Source organism: Couchioplanes caeruleus (assembly GCF_003751945.1).
GTDB lineage: Bacteria > Actinomycetota > Actinomycetes > Mycobacteriales > Micromonosporaceae > Actinoplanes > Actinoplanes caeruleus.
This window is the reverse complement of the sequence record NZ_RJKL01000001.1, coordinates 4831725-4851121: the sequence shown is the minus strand read 5'-3', so window position 1 is coordinate 4851121 and position 19397 is coordinate 4831725. Positions and strand designations below refer to the sequence as shown.

The following is a 19397-nucleotide window of genomic DNA, read 5'->3' as shown; positions in this document are numbered from 1 at the left end:
CCCGACGGCACAACGAGGTACGTCGCGACGGGAGATCAATACGGTGCAAGCTTAGATGCCCTCCCCCAGCGTGCTGCGCTGCTGTCAGGTCGCGATGATGAATTCGTCGCTGTCGTGCTGAAGGGCTTCACGGGCATGCGTTGGGCCGAACTCGTGGGCTTGGAGAAGGAGTTCGTGCGGCGGGGGACCATCCGGGTCGAGTGGCAGCTGTACGAACTCGACACGGGTGAGTTCCTACGGTGCCCGCCAAAGGATGACTCCCACCGAACGTCGATACTCCGGACTGGCTTGATCGCTTGGTCGCCGGGCACCTCGCGTCCACCAAGCCTCGGCCGTGCTCCTGCCATGGACGCCCGTATGTCTTCCGCGGTCATCGCCCCGCGAACGGCGCGGCTCGTGCGGTTGGACCGAAGCTGGTGGATGTGGCGCGTAGCGCGGGTGCGTCGACCGGAACTGTTTCGGCAGTGCTGAATCGTCCGGAGTCGGTGCCTGAGGCCACCCGCGTTCGGGTGTTGAAGGCGACCGCTGATCTGGGCTACGTCAGAGGCGGGCAACCGCTGGGTGAGCTTGCGCCGCACTGGCGACGGACAGGCTTCGCCACCTGGCTGTTCCATCCCGCCGCCCGTGCTTCAGGACGGTCGGATGGGGCACTTCGACGGCTCGGTCCAAGCGCGTTACTCGCACATCACGCCGGCCATGCGCCGCCAGTTCCTCGCACACCTGACAACCCTGTGGGAAGGCGCCTTGGATGCCCGGCTCGGGATGGCGTCGCACTCCCCGGTGGCGGTCCTGGATCATCTCCTGGATGCACGCCGGAAGGAGGGTGGGGAGTGAGATTCAAGATCCACTCCCAGATCACTCCCCAGAGCGGACCGGGAGACAGTTCAGGGCTGGTCCCCCGTGCGGAGGACCAGCCCTGGGCTGGTGTTTCTCTGGTCGGGGTGGCCGGATTTGAACCGACGGCCTCTTCGTCCCGAACGAAGCGCGCTACCAAGCTGCGCCACACCCCGATGCGTGCTGAGCAATAGTATCCGACGCCCCTTCCCCCGCGAAATCGGTATCCCCCGTGCCACATAACCACAGCTCAGAGCGCATACGGAGGGCAGGCGCCGGCCTGGCGGGGGCCGGGACGGCTCGATGCCGTCCCGGCCCCCGGTGGTCGGTGGTGGTGCCGACAAGGAGGGCTCCTGGGTTCAGGCCGCGGTCGTCGATCCGTAGAACTCGGCAGGGTCGCCCGCCAGGGAGGCCTTGACGTGCCGGCTCCAGTCGTCGGCCAGCACCTCGAGCCGGCCGGCCTCGAGGCCGTCCAGGGCCGCGGTCACCACCTGTTCCGGGGAGATCTTGGGGCCTTCGTACCGTGCGGTCATGTCGGTGTCCGCGGCTCCCAGGTGGAGGCCCGTCACCTGGGTGTTCTGGCGCGCCAGCTCCAGGCGGACGCTGTTGGTCAGGCTCCATGCGGCCGCCTTTGCGGCGGCGTAGGCGGCCGCTCCGTCGTACGAGAACCAGGACAGCGCCGAGAGAACGTTGAGGATCGCCCCGCCGGCGAGTTGCGGGGCGAAGGCGCGGATCACGCCCAGCGTGCCGTAGTAGTGGGTGTCCATCTCGCGGCGGATCTCGGCGAGGTCGCCGGTGATCAGATTCTGGCCCGTGGCGATGCCGGCGTTGTTGATCAGCAGGTCGACGTCGGGCGCGGCCGCGACGGCCGCGGCGATCGAGGCCGGGTCGGTGACGTCGAGGCGCAGCACCTGTACGCCGGGGACGTCGATGAGTTCGGGACGGCGGGCGGTGGCGTACACCTTGGCGGCGCCGCGGTCGAGGAGGCTGGTGACGAACTGCTTGCCGAGGCCACGGTTGGCGCCGGTGACGAGGGCGACGGATCCGGAAATCTGCATGGCGGCTACGCTAAAACCTGACGTTGACGTCAGGGGCGAGGTTTGCGACGGGAGTCACTCATGCGGATCGGCGAGCTTGCCACCAGAGCAGGCGTGAGCGTACGGGCGCTGCGCTACTACGAGGAGCAGGGACTGCTCGCCGCCACTCGCAGCGCCAGCGGGCAGCGGCACTACCCGGAACCCGCGGCCGAGCGGGTGCGGCTCATCCAGATGCTCTATTCCGCCGGACTCTCCAGCAGAACGATCGCCGAGCTGTTGCCCTGCGTGGACGCCAAGGTCAGCACCCCGGAGTCGCGGTCGCGCCTCGCGGCCGAGCGTGACCGCATCGACGCCCAGATCGCCGAGCTCGTCCGCACCCGCGACAAACTGGATGCGGTCATCGCCCTCGCCGCCGACCCGAACCACGGATGCCACGTCGTGCCACCGACCTGACCGGCGGCAAGCCGGCACGCGACCTGGGCTCCATGACGAGCCCGAGGCGCGGGTCGCCCTGCACGCCCGCGCCTCGCTCGTACCCGCGACTAGGCCGCGGCTTCGAGGTCTGCGCGCGTCAGCAGCGCGCGTAGCGTGATGCCCTCGGCCGACAGCGCCTGGGCGCCGCCCTCCTGGCGGTCGATCACGCAGAGCGCGTGGTCGACGTGTGCACCCAGCCGGCGCAGGTCCTTCGTCGAGATGACAACCTGACCGCCGGACGTGACCACGTCTTCCACGACCAGAACCCGCCGGCCCGCGACCTCGGCGCCCTCGGCCAGCCGCGCCGTACCGTACGCCTTGGCCTGCTTGCGGACGAACGCACACGGGAGCTTGGCGTGCCGGCCCAGCGCCGTCACCACGGCGATGCCGCCCATCTCCAGGCCGGCCAGCACCTCGGTGCCCTCGGGGATGAGCACGGCCATCTGCTCGGCCAGCCTGTCGAGCAGCACGGGGTCCGACTCGAACTGGTACTTGTCGAAGTATTCGGTGGCGGTCCGGCCCGAACGCAGGACGAACTCGCCGGTCAATCGGCTCACGTCGCGGACCTGCCGCGCAAGGTCAGATTCAGTCACGAGCACACAGCCTTCCACCTCGCGCACGGAGCCGACCGCGCGGGTGCAATCCGGCGCCTGCCAAAGGTGCAAGCAGGCAGCGCGGGATGCGCACCGACCCGCGGGGCACACAAGCCCGCCGCGCACAAGAGGCCAAGCACGCCGCCGCGCACAAGAGGCCTTGCCCACCGCACATAGGAGGCGGGATGGCGGACCCCCAAAAAGCGGGCCGGGAAGCGGCACCCCAGCAAGGGTTCACCCGTACGCGTAATTGCTCAAATGAGTGGGTAGAGGTTTGTCTAGTTTCGACTATTTTGCGGTTTATCGAACCTCGGCCCTTCGAAAGGTTTGTCGTGACACCGTTCGCGCTTCTCTTCCTGATCGCTCTCGCCGGCTCGTCGTGCTTTGCCATCGGTCGCGCCCTCGGCCGCGGCGAACGCTACGAGAAGGGCTATCGCGAGGGTTTCCGTGACGGCGAGACCGGTTCGCTGGCGCGCGCGGCCCGGCTGATCCAGCTCAGCGAGCGCCGCTCGATCGCACCCGCCGTGGAGTCGATGCTGATTCCCAGCCACGTGCCGCAGCAGGCGTCCGTGCGCACGGCGGCACCGGCGATCGCGGGCATTCCGGCCCGTCCGCAGCTCGCCCTCTGACAGGCCCCTAGCCCCTGGCGAATTCCTCCGCCAGCAGTTCCGCGATCTGCACCGTGTTCAGCGCCGCGCCCTTGCGCATGTTGTCGCCGGTGATGAAGAGATCGAGCGCTCGGGGGTCGTCGATGGCTCGGCGGATGCGGCCGACCCAGGACGGGTCTGTGCCGACCGCGTCGATCGGCATGGGGAACTCGCCCGCTTCCGGGTCGTCGACCAGAATCACGGCGGGGGCGTTGCGGAGGACCTGGCGTGCGCCCTCCGCGTCGAGTTCCGAGCCGAAGACCGCGTGGACGGCGATCGAGTGACCCGTCACCACCGGTACGCGGACGCAGGTGGCCGAGACCTTGAGGTCCGGTAGGCCGAGGATCTTGCGGGACTCGTTGCGGAGCTTCAGCTCCTCCGAGGACCAGCCGTCCGGGGCCAGGTCGCCCGACCAGGGGACCACGTTGAGGGCGAGCGGGGCGGGGAAGGGGCCCAGGTCGTCGCCGACCGCCTGGCGGACGTTGCCCGGGCGCGAGCCCAGGGCCCGGTCGCCGGCCACCTTGCTGAGCTGGTCGTGCAGGGTGTCGACGCCGATCTGACCGGCGCCGGAGACGGCCTGGTACGACGCCAGGACCAGCTCGCGCAGGCCGTACTCGCGGTGCAGCGGGGCGATCGCCATGATCATGGCCATCGTCGTGCAGTTGGCGTTGGACACGATGCCGCGCGGGCGGTGCTGCAGGTCCTCCCGGTTGACCTCCGGGACGACCAGGGGCACGTCCGGGTCCATCCGGAACGCCGACGAGTTGTCGACGACGGTGACGCCGCGGGAGACGGCGACCGGCGCCCAGGCGAGCGAGACCCCGTCGGGGACGTCGAACATCGCGATGTCGACGCCGTCGAACACCTCGGGGGTGAGCTCGTGGACGGGAAGCTGCTCACCGCGGCACGGTAGCCGCTTGCCGGCCGAACGGCCCGAGGCCACCAGGCGGATCTCGCCCCACACATTGCGCCGGGAGCTCAGCAGTTCGCGCATCACCGTGCCGACGGAGCCGGTGGCTCCGACAACCGCAAGCGTGGGCGGCGACCCCATACGCCGATTACCGTCCGGTGCCCGCGTACACGACGGCTGTCTCGGTGCCGCCCAGTTCGAAGGTGTCGTGCACGGCGCGGACCGCGGTGTCGAGGTCGCTGTCGCGGCAGACCACCGAGACGCGGATCTCCGAAGTAGAGATCATTTCGATGTTGACGCCGGCCTCGCCGATGCACGCGAAGAAGGACGCGGCGACGCCCGGGTGCGACCGCATGCCGGCGCCGACCAGCGACACCTTGCCCACGTGGTCGTCGAAGAGCAGGCTCTTGAACTTGATCTGTTCCTTGATCTTGTCCAGCGCCGCCATCGCGGTGGGGCCGTCGGCCTTGGGCAGCGTGAACGAGATGTCGGTGCGCCCGGTGCCCTCGGTCGACACGTTCTGCACGATCATGTCGATGTTGATCTCGGCTTCCGCCACCGTCTCGAAGATGCGGCCGGCCGAGCCGGGCTCGTCGGGCACGCCGACGATCGTGATCTTGGCCTCGCTCCGGTCGTGAGCGACCCCGGTGATCAGCGCTTGTTCCACGTTCGGGTCCTCCATCGATCCCGTGACGACAGTGCCCTGCTTGTTGGAGTACGACGAGCGTACGTGGATCGGCACCTTGAACCGGCGCGCGTACTCCACACATCGCAACATCAGTACCTTCGCCCCGCCGGCCGCCAGCTCGAGCATCTCCTCGTAGGTGATCTTCTCGATCTGGCGGGCGTCGGAGACGATCCGCGGGTCGGCGGTGAAGACGCCGTCCACGTCCGTGTAGATCTCGCAGAGGTCGGCGTCGAGCGCCGCGGCGAGCGCGACCGCCGTGGTGTCCGAACCGCCGCGGCCCAGCGTGGTGATGTCCTTGGTGTCCTGGGAGACGCCCTGGAAGCCGGCGACGATCGCGATGGCACCCTCGTCCAGCGCCGTGCGCAGCCGGCCGGGCGTCACGTCGATGATCCGGGCCTTGCCGTGCACCGCGGTGGTCAGCACACCGGCCTGGGAGCCGGTGTACGACCGGGCCTCGAACCCGAGGTTGTGGATCGCCATCGCGAGCAGCGCCATCGAGATGCGCTCGCCGGCGGTCAGCAGCATGTCGAGCTCGCGGCCGGGCGGCAGCGGGCTGACCTGGTTGGCCAGGTCGAGCAGGTTGTCCGTGGTGTCCCCCATCGCGGAGACCACGACCACCACGTCGTTACCCGCCTTGCGGGCGTCCACGATCCGCTCCGCCACCCGTTTGATGCGCTCGGCATCGGCCACGGACGAACCGCCGTACTTCTGCACCACCACGCCCACGGCAGTCGACTCCCTCCACGCCGCACGTGCCGACGCCGCCGGCAGTCCGGCCGGCGGCGTCGGTCGAGTCAATCGCAGACCAGACTAGTCGCGCCCGTCCCGATCTCTGACAGGCGATCCCAGCATCCGGCCCTGTGGGGGCCGACACGGCCCGCGTGTCCAGGGGACACGCCATGCCACGCGACACGCCGGGAGACGGCACGACGACCGTAGGGCGACGAGAGGCGAGAATGTCTCAATGCGCTCCCGCCCCGTCTCGCGTGTGCTGTCCGCGCTGGCCGCCGTCCTGCTGACCGCCGGCGTCACCGCCTGCGGCGACGCGGCGCCCGCCGGGCCGCCGACCCCCTCGTCGCCGGCCCCGGCGCCCGAGGTCGCGGACGCCCGTATCGAACTGGCCGCCCGCGCCGCCCGGGCCCAGGACCACCGCTTCGCGGCGCTCTACACGTTCGCCGCGCCGGGCGAGTCGCCCCGCTCGATCATGGCGACGGTCGCCGCGGACGGCACCTGGCGGGTGGACATCCCCCACGGCATGCTCGGGGGTACGGCGGACGTCGCCATCGCCGAGACCGCCGCCGGCCTGTTCCAGTGCGCCATCCCGTCGGCCACGAACCCGGTCGTGCCCTCCTGCGTACGCGTCACCGACCGGGGCAAGCGCATGCCGAAGAAGTACGACCCCAAGGTGCAGCGGGTCTTCCGGCAGTGGCTGCCCGTCTTCACCGACCGCCAGGCCGCCCTGTCGGTGACCGCCGCCCAGCCCCTGCCGGGCTCGTCGGGCAACTGCTACGCGGTCGACACGATCTCCGCCTCGCTCTCCGCGCCGGTGGATGTCGGCATCTACTGCTACTCCGACGAAGGCCTGTTGACGGCGGCCAAGGTCACCTTCGGGACGGTCACCATCGCGGGCACGCCGGCCGCGCCGCCGCCCACCGTCGACCTGCCCGGACCGGTGGTCGGCGGCGACCCGATGGGGCTGGCCTCCCCTCCGCCCACGACGCCACCGGTGACACCGCCCGGCGCGAATCCCTCCGGGGGAGGAGCCGCGCCCGCGGCCTCCCCGTCCGCGTGACCTGTCCCGCGCCAGCACGGGTTTCCCACGATCCGGGCGTACAGTTAGCGACCGCCTAGTTGACCACGTAGGGTGACGTTCGACATGTGGCAGGCCCTCCTTCTTCGCTGCCGCGACGAGGCCCCAACCGAGGCCGGCACCTCGTCGCGGAGTTGACGCGCGCCGGTCGGTCCTCGTGAACTGACCAACCTCCTGTAGGAGCTCGCATGTCCAGCGACGTAACCGTCGATCCGATCGCCCGGCAGCGCCCCAGCCGGATGCCGTTCGCGCGCTACACCCCGTACCAGCAGCAGTTCACCGTCGATCTGCCCGACCGTCAGTGGCCATCCCGGCGCACCGAGTCCGCGCCGCGGTGGTGCGCCGTGGACCTGCGCGACGGCAACCAGGCCCTCATCGACCCGATGTCCCCCGAGCGCAAGCGACGCATGTTCAGCCTGCTCGTCGCCATGGGCTACAAGGAGATCGAGGTGGGCTTCCCGGCCGCCAGCCAGACCGATTACGACTTCGTCCGTCAGCTCATCGAGCAGGACCTGATCCCGGACGACGTGACGATCCAGGTGCTGGTCCAGTGCCGGGAGCACCTCATCGACCGCACGTTCGAGTCGATCCGCGGCGCCAAGCGCGCGATCGTGCACTTCTACAACTCGACGTCGACGCTGCAGCGCCGGGTCGTCTTCGGCCTCGATCGCGACGGCATCACCGACATCGCCACCACCGGGGCCCGGCTCTGCCAGAAGTACGCGGAGATCCACACTCCCGACACCGAGATCTTCTACGAGTACTCGCCGGAGTCCTACACCGGCACCGAGCTGGACTACGCGCTGGAGATCTGCTCGGCGGTCATCGACGTCATCGACCCCACCCCGGACCGCCCGCTGATCATCAATCTGCCGGCGACGGTCGAGATGGCCTCCCCCAACGTGTACGCGGACAGCATCGAGTGGATGCACCGCCACCTGCCCCGCCGCGACAGCATCGTCCTCAGCCTGCACCCGCACAACGACCGGGGTACGGCCGTGGCCGCCGCCGAGCTGGGCGTACTGGCCGGCGCCGACCGCGTCGAGGGATGCCTGTTCGGCAACGGCGAGCGCACCGGCAACGTCGACCTGGTGACGCTGGGGCTGAACCTGTTCTCCCAGGGCGTCGACCCGATGATCGACTTCTCGGACATCGACGAGATCAAGCGCGCGGTGGAGTACTGCAACCAACTACCTGTGCACGAGCGGCACCCGTACGTGGGCGACCTGGTCTACACCGCGTTCTCGGGCTCGCACCAGGACGCGATCAACAAGGGCCTGAGCGCACTGCAGGCGGATGCGACCGCGGCCGGCAAAGAGGTGGACGAGTTCACCTGGGGAGTGCCGTACCTGCCGATCGACCCGAAGGACGTGGGCCGCACGTACGAGGCGGTCATCCGGGTCAACTCGCAGTCCGGCAAGGGCGGCGTCGCGTACATCATGAAGGAGGAGCACAAGCTCGACCTGCCGCGCCGGCTGCAGATCGAGTTCTCCGGCGTGGTGCAGCACGTCACCGACGCCGAGGGTGGCGAGGTCGGCCCGCAGCAGATGTGGGACATCTTCGCGACCGAGTACCTGGTCGACCATCAGCCGTCCGGCGTCATCGAGCTGGACCGCTACTCGACGGCCACGGTGGACGGCAAGGTCGAGATCGACGCGGAGGTCCGGCACCGCGGCACCCGCCGCCCGCTCACCGGCGTCGGCAACGGCCCGATCGACGCGTACGTGCAGGCGCTCGAGCCGCTGGCGATCAAGGTGCGGGTGCTCGACTACGCCGAGCACGCCCTGACCTCGGGTGAGGACGCTCAGGCCGCGGCCTATGTGGAGTGCGAGGTCAACGGTCGCACGGTGTGGGGCGTCGGCCTCGACGCGAACATCGTCACCGCATCCATCAAGGCCGTGACCAGCGCCGTCAACCGCGCCCGCTGAGTACTTCCGCCCGCCGCCGGCCGCGAGCCGGCGGCGGGCGGGATGTTCCCGGCAGGGATGACGCACGGAGCGAAACGGGCACACCCTGCCTACGCTGGATCCGTGCCCCCTTCCCCGGCTCCCCGCTGGGCGCTGCGTCTCGGCGCCGCCCTGCTCGCCTCCCTCACCGTCGCCGGCTGCGAGGTGACCGTCACCGAGCCGGGCTCCGACTCGGGCGGCATCAGCTCCACGAGGAACTCCGGCGACGCCCGCGCCCGGCTGGCCGACCTGACCGTCGCCGAGGCGGGGTCGATGCGCGGATACCGCCGCGACAAGTTCCCGCACTGGCGCAGCACCGGCGACAACTGCGACGTCCGGGACACGGTCCTCACACGCGACGGGACCAAGGTCAAGTTCTCGGGCTGCAACGTCGTCGCGGGTACCTGGATCAGCGTGTACGACGGCGACCGGCTCACCGACCCGGCGAAGGTCGACATCGACCACATGGTGCCCCTGGCCAACGCGTGGCGTTCGGGGGCGAGCTCCTGGACCACCGACCGGCGGGAGGAGTTCGCCAACGACCTCGACGATCCCCAGCTCGTCGCGGTGTCGGCGACCGCCAACCGGTCCAAGGGCGACCAGGACCCGTCCACCTGGAAGCCCGAGCGCACCGAGGCCTGGTGCCAGTACGCCGCCGATTGGATTACGGTCAAGGCCCGCTGGAAATTGACGGTGACCGACAAGGAGAAAGCCGCGCTCACCGACATGCTGGAGAAGTGCCGATGACTGAGACACCTGCGGAGAAGCCGACCGGGGCGAACGGCCGGACCACGGACATCGTGGCGGGTCAGGGCGGGGTGATGACCGACGAGGTCGGCGTCATCACCGGCGACCTGACGCTGCGCACCGAGATTTCCGGGGATCAGGTCGTGGTCCGCGCGCAGTACAAGGACGCCGACGAGTGGTACACCGTCACCGGCGCCCGGACGACGGTGAAGCACCCGGAGGATCTGGAGGCCGTGCACGCCGTCGCGGTCGGCATCCTGCACCGCCCCCACGGTTGATCCGTAACAACCTTTACAGATAGACGTTCGCCTATGTAGCGTCGGGCATGGCCAAACCCGCGCTCATCCGCCTGCTCGCCGTGGCAGTACTGGGTCTCCCCGCGGTCGTGGCGCCCGCGCCGGCATCGGCCGGGACGCCGCCCGACACTCCGGCCCTGACCAGCGTCATTCCCGCCCCGGCGGAGGTCACCCCCGCCTCCGGCACGAGCTTCCGGCTCGGGCCGCGCACCGTCATCCGGACGCAGCCGGGCTCCCGCGCGGCCCGTGCCGTCGGTGAGCGGCTGGCCGAGGATCTGCGCCCGGCGACCGGTTATCCACTGCCGGTCGTCTCGACCGTACGCCGGGGCACACCGTCGATCTCCCTGATGCTCGGCACGGGGCTCGGAGCCGAGGGCTATCGGCTCACCGTCGGCGCCTCCGCGATCACCATCCAGGCGGAGCAGCCCGCCGGGCTCTTCGCCGGGACGCGGACCCTGCTGCAACTGCTGCCCGCTCAGATCGACTCGCCGACGCCGGTTCGGCGCTCGTGGGCCGTGGCGGGCGGCCGCATCGTCGACCATCCGCGGTTCGCCTACCGCGGGGCGATGTTGGATCTCGCCCGGCACTTTCACACCCCCGACGAGGTCAAGAGCTACGTCGACGAGATCAGCCGGTTCAAGGTCAACCACCTGCACCTGCACCTCTCGGATGACCAGGGGTGGCGCATCCAGATCGAGAGCTGGCCCCGGCTGACGACCGTGAGCGGCGGTCCGGGCACCGGGGTCGACGGCGCCGGCCCCGGCTACCTCACCAGGGCCCAATACACCGATCTTGTCGCGTACGCCGCCGCGCGGTTCGTGACCATCGTGCCGGAGATCGACATGCCCGGGCACGTGAACGCCGCCCAGGTGGCCTATCCGGAGCTGGCCTGCGACGGGGTGGCCCCGCCGCCGCGGACGGACACCGCCGTCGGGTACAGCTCGCTGTGCATCGGCTCGGAGACGACGTACCGGTTCGTCGACGACGTGCTCCGCGAGCTGGCCGCCATGACGCCGGGGCCGTACCTGCACATCGGCGGCGACGAGGCGCATGCCACGCCGGAGGCCGACTACCTGTCCTTCATGGCGCGGGTGCTGCCTCTGGTGGCTCGGCACGGCAAGACCGCGTCCGGATGGAACGAGATCGCGAAGTCCCCGGCCTCGGCGACCGCGATCGCCCAGTACTGGGACACCGCCTCGGCCAATCCCACCGTGGCGGCCGCGGTGGCCCGGGGCACGAAGGTGGTCATGTCACCGGCCGACCGGGCGTACCTCGACATGAAGTACGACCGCCACACCCCGCTGGGCCTGTCCTGGGCCGGCTACATCGAGGTGCGGACGGCGTACGACTGGGACCCGGCGACCCGCGTGACCGGGATCGGCGAGCCGGCGATCCTCGGCGTTGAAGCCCCGTTGTGGTCGGAGACTCTCCGCACCCTGGACGACATCGAGTTCATGGCGTTCCCGCGGCTACCGGCCATCGCGGAACTGGGCTGGTCGCCGCCGGCCACCCACGACTGGAACTCCTTCGCCACCCGCCTCGGCGCCTACGGCCCCCGCTGGGAGCTCAGAGACGTGAACTTCTATCCGTCGCCGCAGATCGTCTGGGGTTGAGGGTGACCACTCACGCACAACGAAGGGCATGGGGATCCGCCCTGGAGCGCCAGCTCCTTGGATCCCCATGCCCGGCCTCGGCGGGAGCGACGGTCAGCACCACCCACCGAGCTACGACATCAAGCTCTTGACCGTGATCCTTATGCGGACGCCCCGGCCGGACGGCGACCCGACACCGTCTCGTTCTCCGCGATCGGGAAGTGGCAGGCCGTCTGGTGCGAGGCCGGGTCATCGAGGCGCGCCACCAGCGGCGGCTCCTCCGTGGCGCAGATGTCCTGGGCCTTCCAGCAGCGGGTCCGGAAGCGGCATCCCGACGGCGGGTTGATCGGGCTCGGCACGTCGCCGGTCAGCAGCACGCGCTCGCGCTGAGCGCTGTCGCGGCGGGCCGGATCCGGCACCGGGACGGCCGACATCAGCGCGACCGTGTACGGGTGGCGCGGGTTCTTGTAGAGCTGGTCGCGGTCGGCGATCTCGACGACCTTGCCCAGGTACATGACCGCGACCCGGTCCGAGATGTGCCGGACCACCGACAGGTCGTGCGCGATGAACACGTAGGTCAGGTCGAACTCGCGCTGCAGGTCGTCGAGGAGGTTGACCACCTGCGCCTGGATCGACACGTCCAGCGCGGACACCGGCTCGTCGGCGACGATCAGCTTGGGCCGCAGCGCCAGGGCGCGGGCGATGCCGATGCGCTGGCGCTGGCCGCCGGAGAACTCGTGCGGGTAGCGGTTGTAGTGCTCCGGGTTGAGGCCGACCAGCTTGAGCAGGTCCTGCACCGCGCGCTTGAGGCCGTTCGGCGTCGGCATCTTCTGGATCTGCAGCGGCGCCGAGATGATCGTGCCGACCGTGTGCCGCGGGTTCAGCGACGAGTACGGGTCCTGGAAAATCATCTGCACGTCACGGCGGAGCGGGCGCAGGCCCCTGTTGCCCACGTGGCTGACGTCGCGACCCTCGAAGTGGACCTTGCCGCCGGTCGGCTCCAGGATCCGGGTCATCAGTCGGCCGGTGGTGGACTTGCCGCAGCCGGACTCGCCGACCAGGCCCAGCGTCTCGCCCGCCTTGACCGACAGATCGATGCCGTCGACCGCGCGCACCGCACCGACCTTGCGCTTGAACAGGCCCTTGGTGATGGGGAAGTGCATCTGCAGGCCGGTGACCTCGAGCAGATTCTCGTCGCGCCGAGCCGCGTTCGTCATGCTCTCCTGGCCCTTCACTCGTTCCTCGCCCCGGTGCAGTCGATCATGACCGTCCCCTTTTCACTCCCGCTCGCGCTCACAGGTTCGGAGCGACTTCCTGCTCGAAGATCGTCCGGCGCTGTTCGGCCGACATGTGGCACGCGACCGCGTGCACGCCCCCGCGCAGCTCCGGCACCTCGGTGAAGGACCGGTCGCCGTTGCGGCCCGCGTACGGACACCGCGGGTGGAACGCGCAGCCGGACGGCAGGTTGATGAGGCTCGGCGGCGTGCCCTTCACCGGAGTGAGCCGGTCGCGCACCTCACGGTCGAGGCGCGGCATCGAGCCCAGCAGACCCCAGGTGTACGGGTGCTGCGGCTCGTGGAACACGTCCGCCGCCGGGCCGCGCTCGATGATCTTGCCGCCGTACATGACCAGGACGTCGTCGGCGAGCTCGGCCACGACGCCCAGGTCGTGCGTGATCATGATGACCGCGGAGCCGAACTCCTCCTGCAGGTCCCGGATCAGGTCGAGGATCTGCGCCTGCACGGTCACGTCGAGCGCCGTGGTGGGCTCGTCCGCGATCAGCAGTTGCGGGTCGTTGACCAGCGCCATCGCGATCATCGCGCGCTGGCGCATGCCGCCGGAGAACTGGTGGCCGTACTCGCTGAAGCGCTTCTCGGGCTGCGGGATGCCGACCCGGGCGAGCATGTCGATCGCGCGCTCCCGGGCCTCCTTCTTGGAGGCCTTCGGGTGATGCACCCGGTACGCCTCCACGATCTGCGCCCCGACCGTGTAGTACGGGTGCATCGCGCTCAGCGGATCCTGGAAGATCATCGCCATCTTGCCGCCGCGCAGCCGGCGCACCTGCTCGTCGGTGGCGGTGACCAGCTCCTGATCGTCCAGCCAGATCTGGCCCGACACCTTGGCGTTGCTGCGGGTCCGGTGCAGGCCCAGGACGGCGAGCGACGTCACGCTCTTGCCCGAGCCGGACTCGCCGACGATGCCGAGGGTCTTGCCGCGCTCGACCGCGAACGACGACGAGCTGACCGCCTGGACGAGGCCGTCGTCGGTCTCGAAGCGGACGGTGAGGTCCTTGACCTCGAGGAACGGCCGGGTGCTGCGGTCGCCCGCCTGCGTGAGGCCCGCGAGGGAGTGTGTCGACATGGTTCTCTCCTCAGCTCAGCCGTACGCGCGGGTCGATCACGCTGTAGAGCAGGTCGACGATGAGGTTGATGATCACGATGAAGGTCGCCGCCAGCAGGGTCACCCCGAGGATCACCGGCAGGTCGTTCTGGCGGATCGCCGTGAGCGCCTGATATCCGAGGCCGCGCAGGTTGAACACCTGCTCGGTGAGGATGGCGCCGGCGAGCAGAGCACCGAAGTCGAGGCCGAAGACGGTGACCAGCGGGGTCAGGCCGGAGCGCAACCCGTGCTTTCCGATGACCGTACGCTCGCGCAGACCCTTCGAGCGCGCGGTGCGGATGTAGTCCTCGCCGAGCGTCTCGAGCATGTTGGCACGGGTGAGCCGCGCATAGGTGGCGGCGAAGAGGAACGCCAGCGTGACCCAGGGAAGGATCAGGCCGGTGAACCACGCCGCCGGGTCCTCGGTGATAGGCGTGTAGCCCGTGTCCGGAAGCCAGCCGAGCTGGTGGACGAAGACCAGCAGCGCCACCTGGCCGGTGAAGTAGATGGGTAGCGAGACGCCGGCCAGGGCTCCCGTCATCGCCGCCCTGTCGAGGAAGCTACCTCTTCGGAGCGCCGAGAGGACGCCCGTCGCCACGCCGGCGATGACCCACAGGACCGCCGCGCCGATCGCCAGCGACAGGGTGACCGGGATGTCGCCGAGCAGCAGAGGTGTCACCTCCTGCTCGGTCTTGAACGAGTAGCCGAGGCAGGGCGCGTCGCAGTGCGTGACGTCGTTGCCGTTGGCGTAGTCCCGGCCGGCCACCAGGCCTTTCAGGAACTTGCCGTACTGCACCGGGATCGAGTCGTCGAGACCCAGCTTGGTCCGGATGCCCTCCAGCGATGCCTCGTCGGCGGTCTTGCCGATGTAGAGCAGCGCCGGATCACTGCCAGTGATCGTTGGCACGGCGAAGAAGATGCCGAAGGTCACCATCGTGACCACCAGCAGGGTGATCACGGCGTTGACGATCCGCCGGATGAGGTAAGTCAGCACGACATTCGGCCGAACAGCGAGCGGGCGCCGATTCCTTGCGGAACCGGCGCCCGCCTACTGCGGGCGGCCTTCACCTGCCCTTCGATCTACCCGTTACTGAATGCGGGCGGGGTTTGTTACTTACCGTCGCTGACGCCGAGGGCCTGGAAGTCGACCATGCCGAACGCGTCGTGGACGTAGACGTTCGTCAGCCGCGGGTTGCGGTAGTTGAGCGCCTTGTCGAAGACGAAGGGCAGGTAGTACGCGCCCTCCATGACCTTCGTGTTGAGCTGCTTGTAGATCTCCGCGGCCTTGGCCGGGTCGGTCTGCAGGGCAGCGTCGTCGAACATCTTGTCGATCGCCGGGTCGCTGATCTCGGCCAGGTTGTAGTTGCCGTTCTTCTGGATGTAACGGCTGTCCACGAGCGCCTGCATGTAACCGGTGCCGGTCTGCCAGTCGGCACCCCAGCCACCGATGATGATGCCGTAGCCCTTCTTGTGGACGTTGTCCGGCGAACCGGTGACCGAGGCCACCTGCGCACCGTCGTACTGGTCGATCGTGGCCTTGATGCCCACGGTGCCCAGCGCGGCCTGGAGCGCCTCGGCGGTCTTGATCTCGGCGGGACGGTTGTTGCGGACCGCGATGATCGTGTTGAAGCCTTCCGGCTTGCCACAGGCGGCCAGCGCCTGCTTGGCCTTGTCGGCCTGCGGCTTGCCCTGCAGACGACCGTACGGGTCGTACTGCGGGTCGGAGCCCGCGATGTTCGGCGGCAGCATGTTCGTGCCGATGTCACCGCCGGCCACCGGGCCGCCACGGGCGGTCTGCAGCGAGGTCGGGTCGGCCGCGTAGATCACGGCCTTGCGGCACTCGATGTTGGTGAAGGGCTCGACCTTGGTGGACATGGCCGCGTACCGGATGAAGCCGGTGGTCGGCGCGTCCGAGTAGGCCTTCTTCTTCGGGTCCTGCAGGATCTCGGCGCGGGCCTTCGCCTGCACACCGGTCTGGCCGGTGTCGAGGTCGGCGGTGCCGGCCAGCAGCCGGGAGTCGAGGTCCTCGGCGTTGGTCGTGATGGTCAAATTGACCGCGTCCGGCAGCGCCTTGCGGATCGTGTCGGTGCTGGCGTCCCAGTGCGGGTTGCGCACCATCTTGAGGCTCTTGCCCGGGGCGTACTCGGAGATCATGTACGGGCCCGAGGCGGCGGGCTTCTCGCCGTACTTGGCGCCGGTGTCACGGGCCTTCGGGACGGGGCCCGCGCCCGGCATGGCCAGCAGGTACGGCAGGTCACCGAACGGCTTGGCGAGCTTGAAGACGATGGTCGTGTCGTCCGGCGTCTCGACCGACTTCAGGCCCAGCTTGTTCGGGTCGGTGTCCTTGTAGGGGCCGGGGTACTTCTGGCCCTGGTCCAGGTGCTCGATCAGGTACGACGGGCCGCCGGGAACGACGTCCTGCGCGAAGACGCGCTCGATGCCGTACTTGACGTCCTTGGACGTGATCGGGGTGCCGTCGTCGAACTTGATGCCCGGCTTCAGCTTGAAGGTGTAGGTCTTCTTGTCCGCGCTGATCTCGGGCTCGGCCGCCGCCAGGTCGGGCGTGAGCTTGAGGCCCGCCTCACCCGGCGCCGCGGCGTAGTCCATCAGCTTGCGGGTGTAGAGGCGGTTGAGGTTCCACACGAAGGCGTAGTAACCCCGGACGGGGTCCCACGAGTCGGCGTCCTGTGAGCTCCACAGGTTGAGCGTGCCGCCCTTTTTCTCGCTCGCGTTGACGACCGACGTGATCGCAGCGTTGAAGGCGCTCTTGCCCTCGCCGCTCTTGCTGTCGCTGTTGGAGTTGCCACCGCAAGCGGCGGTGAGCCCCAACGCGACGACGGCTCCAACGGCCGCCACCGCCCTTGTCTTGCTGACCACCTGTTCTCCTACCTCCTCGAAACGGAACCACCGGCTCCGTGAACCATGCGATGGTGCACCGGGCGCGCCCTCACCAAGCGGTGATCAGCGGGCCTTCGGATCGAGAGCGTCACGCAGGCCGTCACCGAACAGGTTGAAGGCCAATACGGTCACGAAGATCATGACGCCCGGAATGATCATGTACATCGGATCCGACGTGTAGTAGCTCAACGCCTCCGACAGCATGCCGCCCCACGAGGGGTTCGGCGGCGGAATGCCCACACCCAGGAAGCTCAGCGCGGCATCCGTCAGGATGTTGGTGGGGATGATCAGAGTGGTGTAGACGAGGATCGGCGCGGCCAGATTGGGCAGCAGCTCCCGGAAGAGGATGCGCCCGGACCGGGCGCCGAGGCTCTTCGAGGCCTCGACGAACTCCCGCTCCCGCAGGGAGAGCGTCTGCCCGCGGACGATGCGCCCGATGTACGGCCAGCCGAAGAACCCGATGACGCTGATCAGCACGATCACCCGCGACCAGCGCCCGTCCAGCCCGAACAGATCGTCGGGGAGGACGGAGACCAGGGCGATCGCGAAGAGCAGCTGCGGGAAGGCCAGCAGGAAGTCCATGACCCGGCTGATCACCGAGTCGACCCAGCCGCCCAGGTAGCCGGCGGCGAGACCGAACAGGGTGCCGAGCGCGGTGGACACGATCGCGGAGAACACCGCCACGACCAGAGTGGTCTGCGCGCCGTAGACGATGCGGCTGAAGACGTCGCGGCCGGACGTCGGCTCCACACCGAGGATGAATTCCTTGCTGATGCCGCCCCACGGGCCGATCGGCGTGCCGAGCGTGGCATCGATCTGGTCATTGTGGAACTCGTTGATCGGGTGACCGAACCACCGCGTGAGCAGGGGCGCGAGGATCGCAAGGATCACGAGCCCGATCACGACGGCGCCGCCGGTCATGGCGACCTTGTCGCGCTTGAGCCGCCGCCAGGCGATCTGCTTCAGCGACCGACCGGCGACCGCCTTCTCGCCGCTGTCGCGGACGTCGGCGGGGTCGTCGGTGGGCGCCGAACGCTCATCGGTTATCGACGCCTCTGGGCCGATCGACATACAACCGCCGGTCCTTTCCCCGGCTGCCGACACCACAGGTCCAAGGCCGCAAGGCGATGACTCCCGTAGCGCTCCAGCAACCGATCGGTTACGCAAGCCTCGAGTGCCGTCCCCCGAATACCGGCCTGGTCTGGCCGGGGCAGCGGGGGCACCGGATGGCGTGTGTGCCGCCATCGTTAGGAACATTCACCTACTGCGGGGATGTGGTCAAGGCCACCACCGACTCGCGACTGCTGTTCGTGTCTCGCCCGTGATGTGACCGTTATCTGAGTGCCCGCCAAGACCGAAATTTACGGTCTACGGGGCCGAGAAGCGTAAGATACCGGGCGAGTCGCACGCGTTGCCTTGCACTGACGAAAAGAGGCTCTGGAGGGGACCGCGCGGGGGATAAGCACGTCATACGCCCGAGGTGACCTGGGTGGTCGACACCCGACCGTTAGGCCGATGGCGCAATTTCCTGTTAGAGGATCGCCTTCATATATCGCCATTAATGAATGGGCATTCGACCGTCGTGGTCAGACGGCGCGGCGACCCTCGAACGCGCGGCCCAGCGTGATCTCGTCCGCGTACTCCAGATCGCCGCCGACCGGCAGGCCGCTCGCCAGCCGGGTCACGGCGATCCCCATCGGCTTCACCATCAGCGCCAGATAGGTGGCGGTCGCCTCGCCCTCGGTGTTCGGGTCGGTGGCCAGGATCAGCTCCCGCACCTCACCCGTGCCGAGGCGCGCGAGAAGCTCGCGGATGCGCAGGTTGTCGGGCCCGATGCCCTCGAGCGGATTGATGGCGCCACCCAGGACGTGATACCGGCCGCGGAACTCGCCGGTGCGCTCGATCGCCACGACGTCCTTGGGCTCCTCGACGACGCAGAGCACCTCGTTGGTACGGCGCGTGTCGCGGCACACCCGGCACAGCTCGGACTCGGCGACGTTGAAGCAGGTCGTGCAGAAGCGGACCAGCTCCTTCACCTTGCGCAGGGAGGTGGCCAGCCGGTTCACGTCGGCGGGATCCGCGGAGAGGATGTGGAACGCGATCCGCTGGGCGCTCTTCGGGCCGACGCCCGGGAGCCGGCCGAGCTCGTCGATCAGGTCCTGGATGGCGCCCTCGTACACGGGCTCAGAACCCCGGCAGGGTCAGGCCACCGAGACCGCCGGTGGCCGGGCCCATCTTCTGCTCGGTGAGCTCCCGCTGCGCCTCCGCGGCATTGTGGATCGCCGCGAGCACCAGATCCTCGAGCGTCTCGACGTCGTCGGCGTCGACCGCCTTCGGGTCGATCTTCACGGACTTGAACTCGCCGAGTCCGGTCACGACCACGCTGACGAGGCCACCGCCGGCAGTGCCGGTGAGCTCGGCCTCGGCCAGCTCGGCCTGCGCCTGCGCGACCTGCTGCTGCATCTTCTGCGCCTGCTTCATGATCTGCTGCATGTTCGGCTGTCCACCGGGGCGCATACGAAACTCCTCAGTCAAGGGAATGGTCG

At 69.0% G+C, this 19397-nt stretch carries 18 protein-coding genes, 1 tRNA gene and 1 pseudogene; 8 read left to right on the top strand and 12 right to left on the bottom strand.

Going from position 1 to position 19397, the window contains the following annotated elements; genetic code table 11:
- Positions 1 to 60: 60 nt before the first annotated feature.
- A pseudogene (locus EDD30_RS40750) lies at positions 61 to 834 on the top strand (LacI family DNA-binding transcriptional regulator); the annotation flags it as partial.
- Positions 835 to 933: 99 nt separating this feature from the next.
- Here the strand turns inward: EDD30_RS40750 and EDD30_RS21515 are convergent.
- Both EDD30_RS21515 and EDD30_RS21510 read right to left on the bottom strand, forming a co-directional pair.
- Positions 934 to 1010, bottom strand: a tRNA-Pro gene (locus tag EDD30_RS21515).
- A gap of 183 nt (positions 1011 to 1193) precedes the next feature.
- Entirely contained in the window at positions 1194 to 1892 is a 699-nt protein-coding gene (locus EDD30_RS21510) for an SDR family oxidoreductase (RefSeq protein ID WP_071807130.1), read from the bottom strand.
- Between the two features lie 60 nt (positions 1893 to 1952).
- Here EDD30_RS21510 and EDD30_RS21505 point away from each other — a divergent pair, with 60 nt between their 5' ends.
- On the top strand, positions 1953 to 2324 hold the full coding sequence (locus EDD30_RS21505) for a MerR family transcriptional regulator (protein WP_071807132.1): 372 nt from the start codon (positions 1953 to 1955) through the stop codon (positions 2322 to 2324).
- An 89-nt stretch (positions 2325 to 2413) separates the two neighbouring features.
- Here the strand turns inward: EDD30_RS21505 and pyrE are convergent, their stop codons facing one another.
- Entirely contained in the window at positions 2414 to 2938 is a 525-nt protein-coding gene (gene pyrE / locus EDD30_RS21500) for an orotate phosphoribosyltransferase (protein ID WP_071807150.1), read from the bottom strand.
- Between the two features lie 332 nt (positions 2939 to 3270).
- Between pyrE and EDD30_RS21495 the strand changes: the two genes are divergently transcribed.
- Positions 3271 to 3567 (top strand): hypothetical protein, encoded by a 297-nt coding sequence (locus EDD30_RS21495; protein WP_071807134.1) that lies wholly within the window; start codon positions 3271 to 3273, stop codon positions 3565 to 3567.
- A gap of 7 nt (positions 3568 to 3574) precedes the next feature.
- Here EDD30_RS21495 and EDD30_RS21490 read toward each other — a convergent pair whose 3' ends face one another.
- Both EDD30_RS21490 and EDD30_RS21485 read right to left on the bottom strand, forming a co-directional pair.
- Positions 3575 to 4636, bottom strand: coding sequence for an aspartate-semialdehyde dehydrogenase (locus tag EDD30_RS21490; protein ID WP_071807136.1), 1062 nt, complete (start codon positions 4634 to 4636; stop codon positions 3575 to 3577).
- Positions 4637 to 4643: 7 nt separating this feature from the next.
- A complete protein-coding gene (locus tag EDD30_RS21485; protein ID WP_071807138.1) occupies positions 4644 to 5909 on the bottom strand; it encodes an aspartate kinase in 1266 nt (421 codons plus the stop codon).
- Positions 5910 to 6147: 238 nt separating this feature from the next.
- On the opposite strand from EDD30_RS21485, the gene EDD30_RS21480 reads away from it, so the two are divergent.
- The 5 genes from EDD30_RS21480 (at position 6148) to EDD30_RS21460 (ending at position 11595) form a co-directional block, all read left to right on the top strand.
- Positions 6148 to 6975 (top strand): hypothetical protein, encoded by an 828-nt coding sequence (locus EDD30_RS21480; protein WP_071807139.1) that lies wholly within the window; start codon positions 6148 to 6150, stop codon positions 6973 to 6975.
- 206 nt (positions 6976 to 7181) lie between these two features.
- Positions 7182 to 8921: a 2-isopropylmalate synthase gene (leuA, locus tag EDD30_RS21475; RefSeq protein ID WP_071807140.1), complete on the top strand. Its 1740-nt coding sequence runs from the start codon at positions 7182 to 7184 to the stop codon at positions 8919 to 8921.
- A 102-nt stretch (positions 8922 to 9023) separates the two neighbouring features.
- Positions 9024 to 9686, top strand: coding sequence for an HNH endonuclease family protein (locus EDD30_RS21470; RefSeq protein ID WP_071807141.1), 663 nt, complete (start codon positions 9024 to 9026; stop codon positions 9684 to 9686).
- Positions 9683 to 9964, top strand: coding sequence for a hypothetical protein (locus EDD30_RS21465; RefSeq protein WP_071807151.1), 282 nt, complete (start codon positions 9683 to 9685; stop codon positions 9962 to 9964). The genes EDD30_RS21470 and EDD30_RS21465 overlap by 4 nt, the downstream gene beginning before the upstream one ends.
- Before the next feature lie 47 nt (positions 9965 to 10011).
- Positions 10012 to 11595 carry a beta-N-acetylhexosaminidase gene (locus EDD30_RS21460; RefSeq protein WP_071807142.1) on the top strand — a complete coding sequence of 528 codons (1584 nt, stop codon included), beginning with the start codon at positions 10012 to 10014 and terminating at the stop codon, positions 11593 to 11595.
- A 140-nt stretch (positions 11596 to 11735) separates the two neighbouring features.
- On the opposite strand, the gene EDD30_RS21455 is transcribed toward EDD30_RS21460, so the two are convergent.
- The 7 genes from EDD30_RS21455 to EDD30_RS21425 all read right to left on the bottom strand — a co-directional run bounded on the left by EDD30_RS21455 (position 11736) and on the right by EDD30_RS21425 (position 19344).
- The gene (locus tag EDD30_RS21455) at positions 11736 to 12791 is read right to left on the bottom strand and encodes an ABC transporter ATP-binding protein (RefSeq protein ID WP_071807152.1); all 1056 of its coding nucleotides are present in this window, start codon (positions 12789 to 12791) and stop codon (positions 11736 to 11738) included.
- A 76-nt stretch (positions 12792 to 12867) separates the two neighbouring features.
- Positions 12868 to 13935, bottom strand: coding sequence for an ABC transporter ATP-binding protein (locus EDD30_RS21450; protein WP_071807143.1), 1068 nt, complete (start codon positions 13933 to 13935; stop codon positions 12868 to 12870).
- A gap of 10 nt (positions 13936 to 13945) precedes the next feature.
- Positions 13946 to 14947, bottom strand: coding sequence for an ABC transporter permease (locus EDD30_RS21445; protein ID WP_071807144.1), 1002 nt, complete (start codon positions 14945 to 14947; stop codon positions 13946 to 13948).
- A gap of 116 nt (positions 14948 to 15063) precedes the next feature.
- Positions 15064 to 16830 carry an ABC transporter substrate-binding protein gene (locus EDD30_RS21440; RefSeq protein ID WP_071807145.1) on the bottom strand — a complete coding sequence of 589 codons (1767 nt, stop codon included), beginning with the start codon at positions 16828 to 16830 and terminating at the stop codon, positions 15064 to 15066.
- A gap of 84 nt (positions 16831 to 16914) precedes the next feature.
- Positions 16915 to 17922, bottom strand: a complete 1008-nt coding sequence (locus tag EDD30_RS21435) for an ABC transporter permease (RefSeq protein WP_071807146.1) — start codon at positions 17920 to 17922, stop codon at positions 16915 to 16917.
- A gap of 515 nt (positions 17923 to 18437) precedes the next feature.
- A complete protein-coding gene (recR, locus tag EDD30_RS21430) occupies positions 18438 to 19031 on the bottom strand; it encodes a recombination mediator RecR (protein ID WP_071807147.1) in 594 nt (197 codons plus the stop codon).
- 4 nt (positions 19032 to 19035) lie between these two features.
- Positions 19036 to 19344: a YbaB/EbfC family nucleoid-associated protein gene (locus EDD30_RS21425; RefSeq protein ID WP_071807148.1), complete on the bottom strand. Its 309-nt coding sequence runs from the start codon at positions 19342 to 19344 to the stop codon at positions 19036 to 19038.
- Positions 19345 to 19397: the final 53 nt, after the last annotated feature.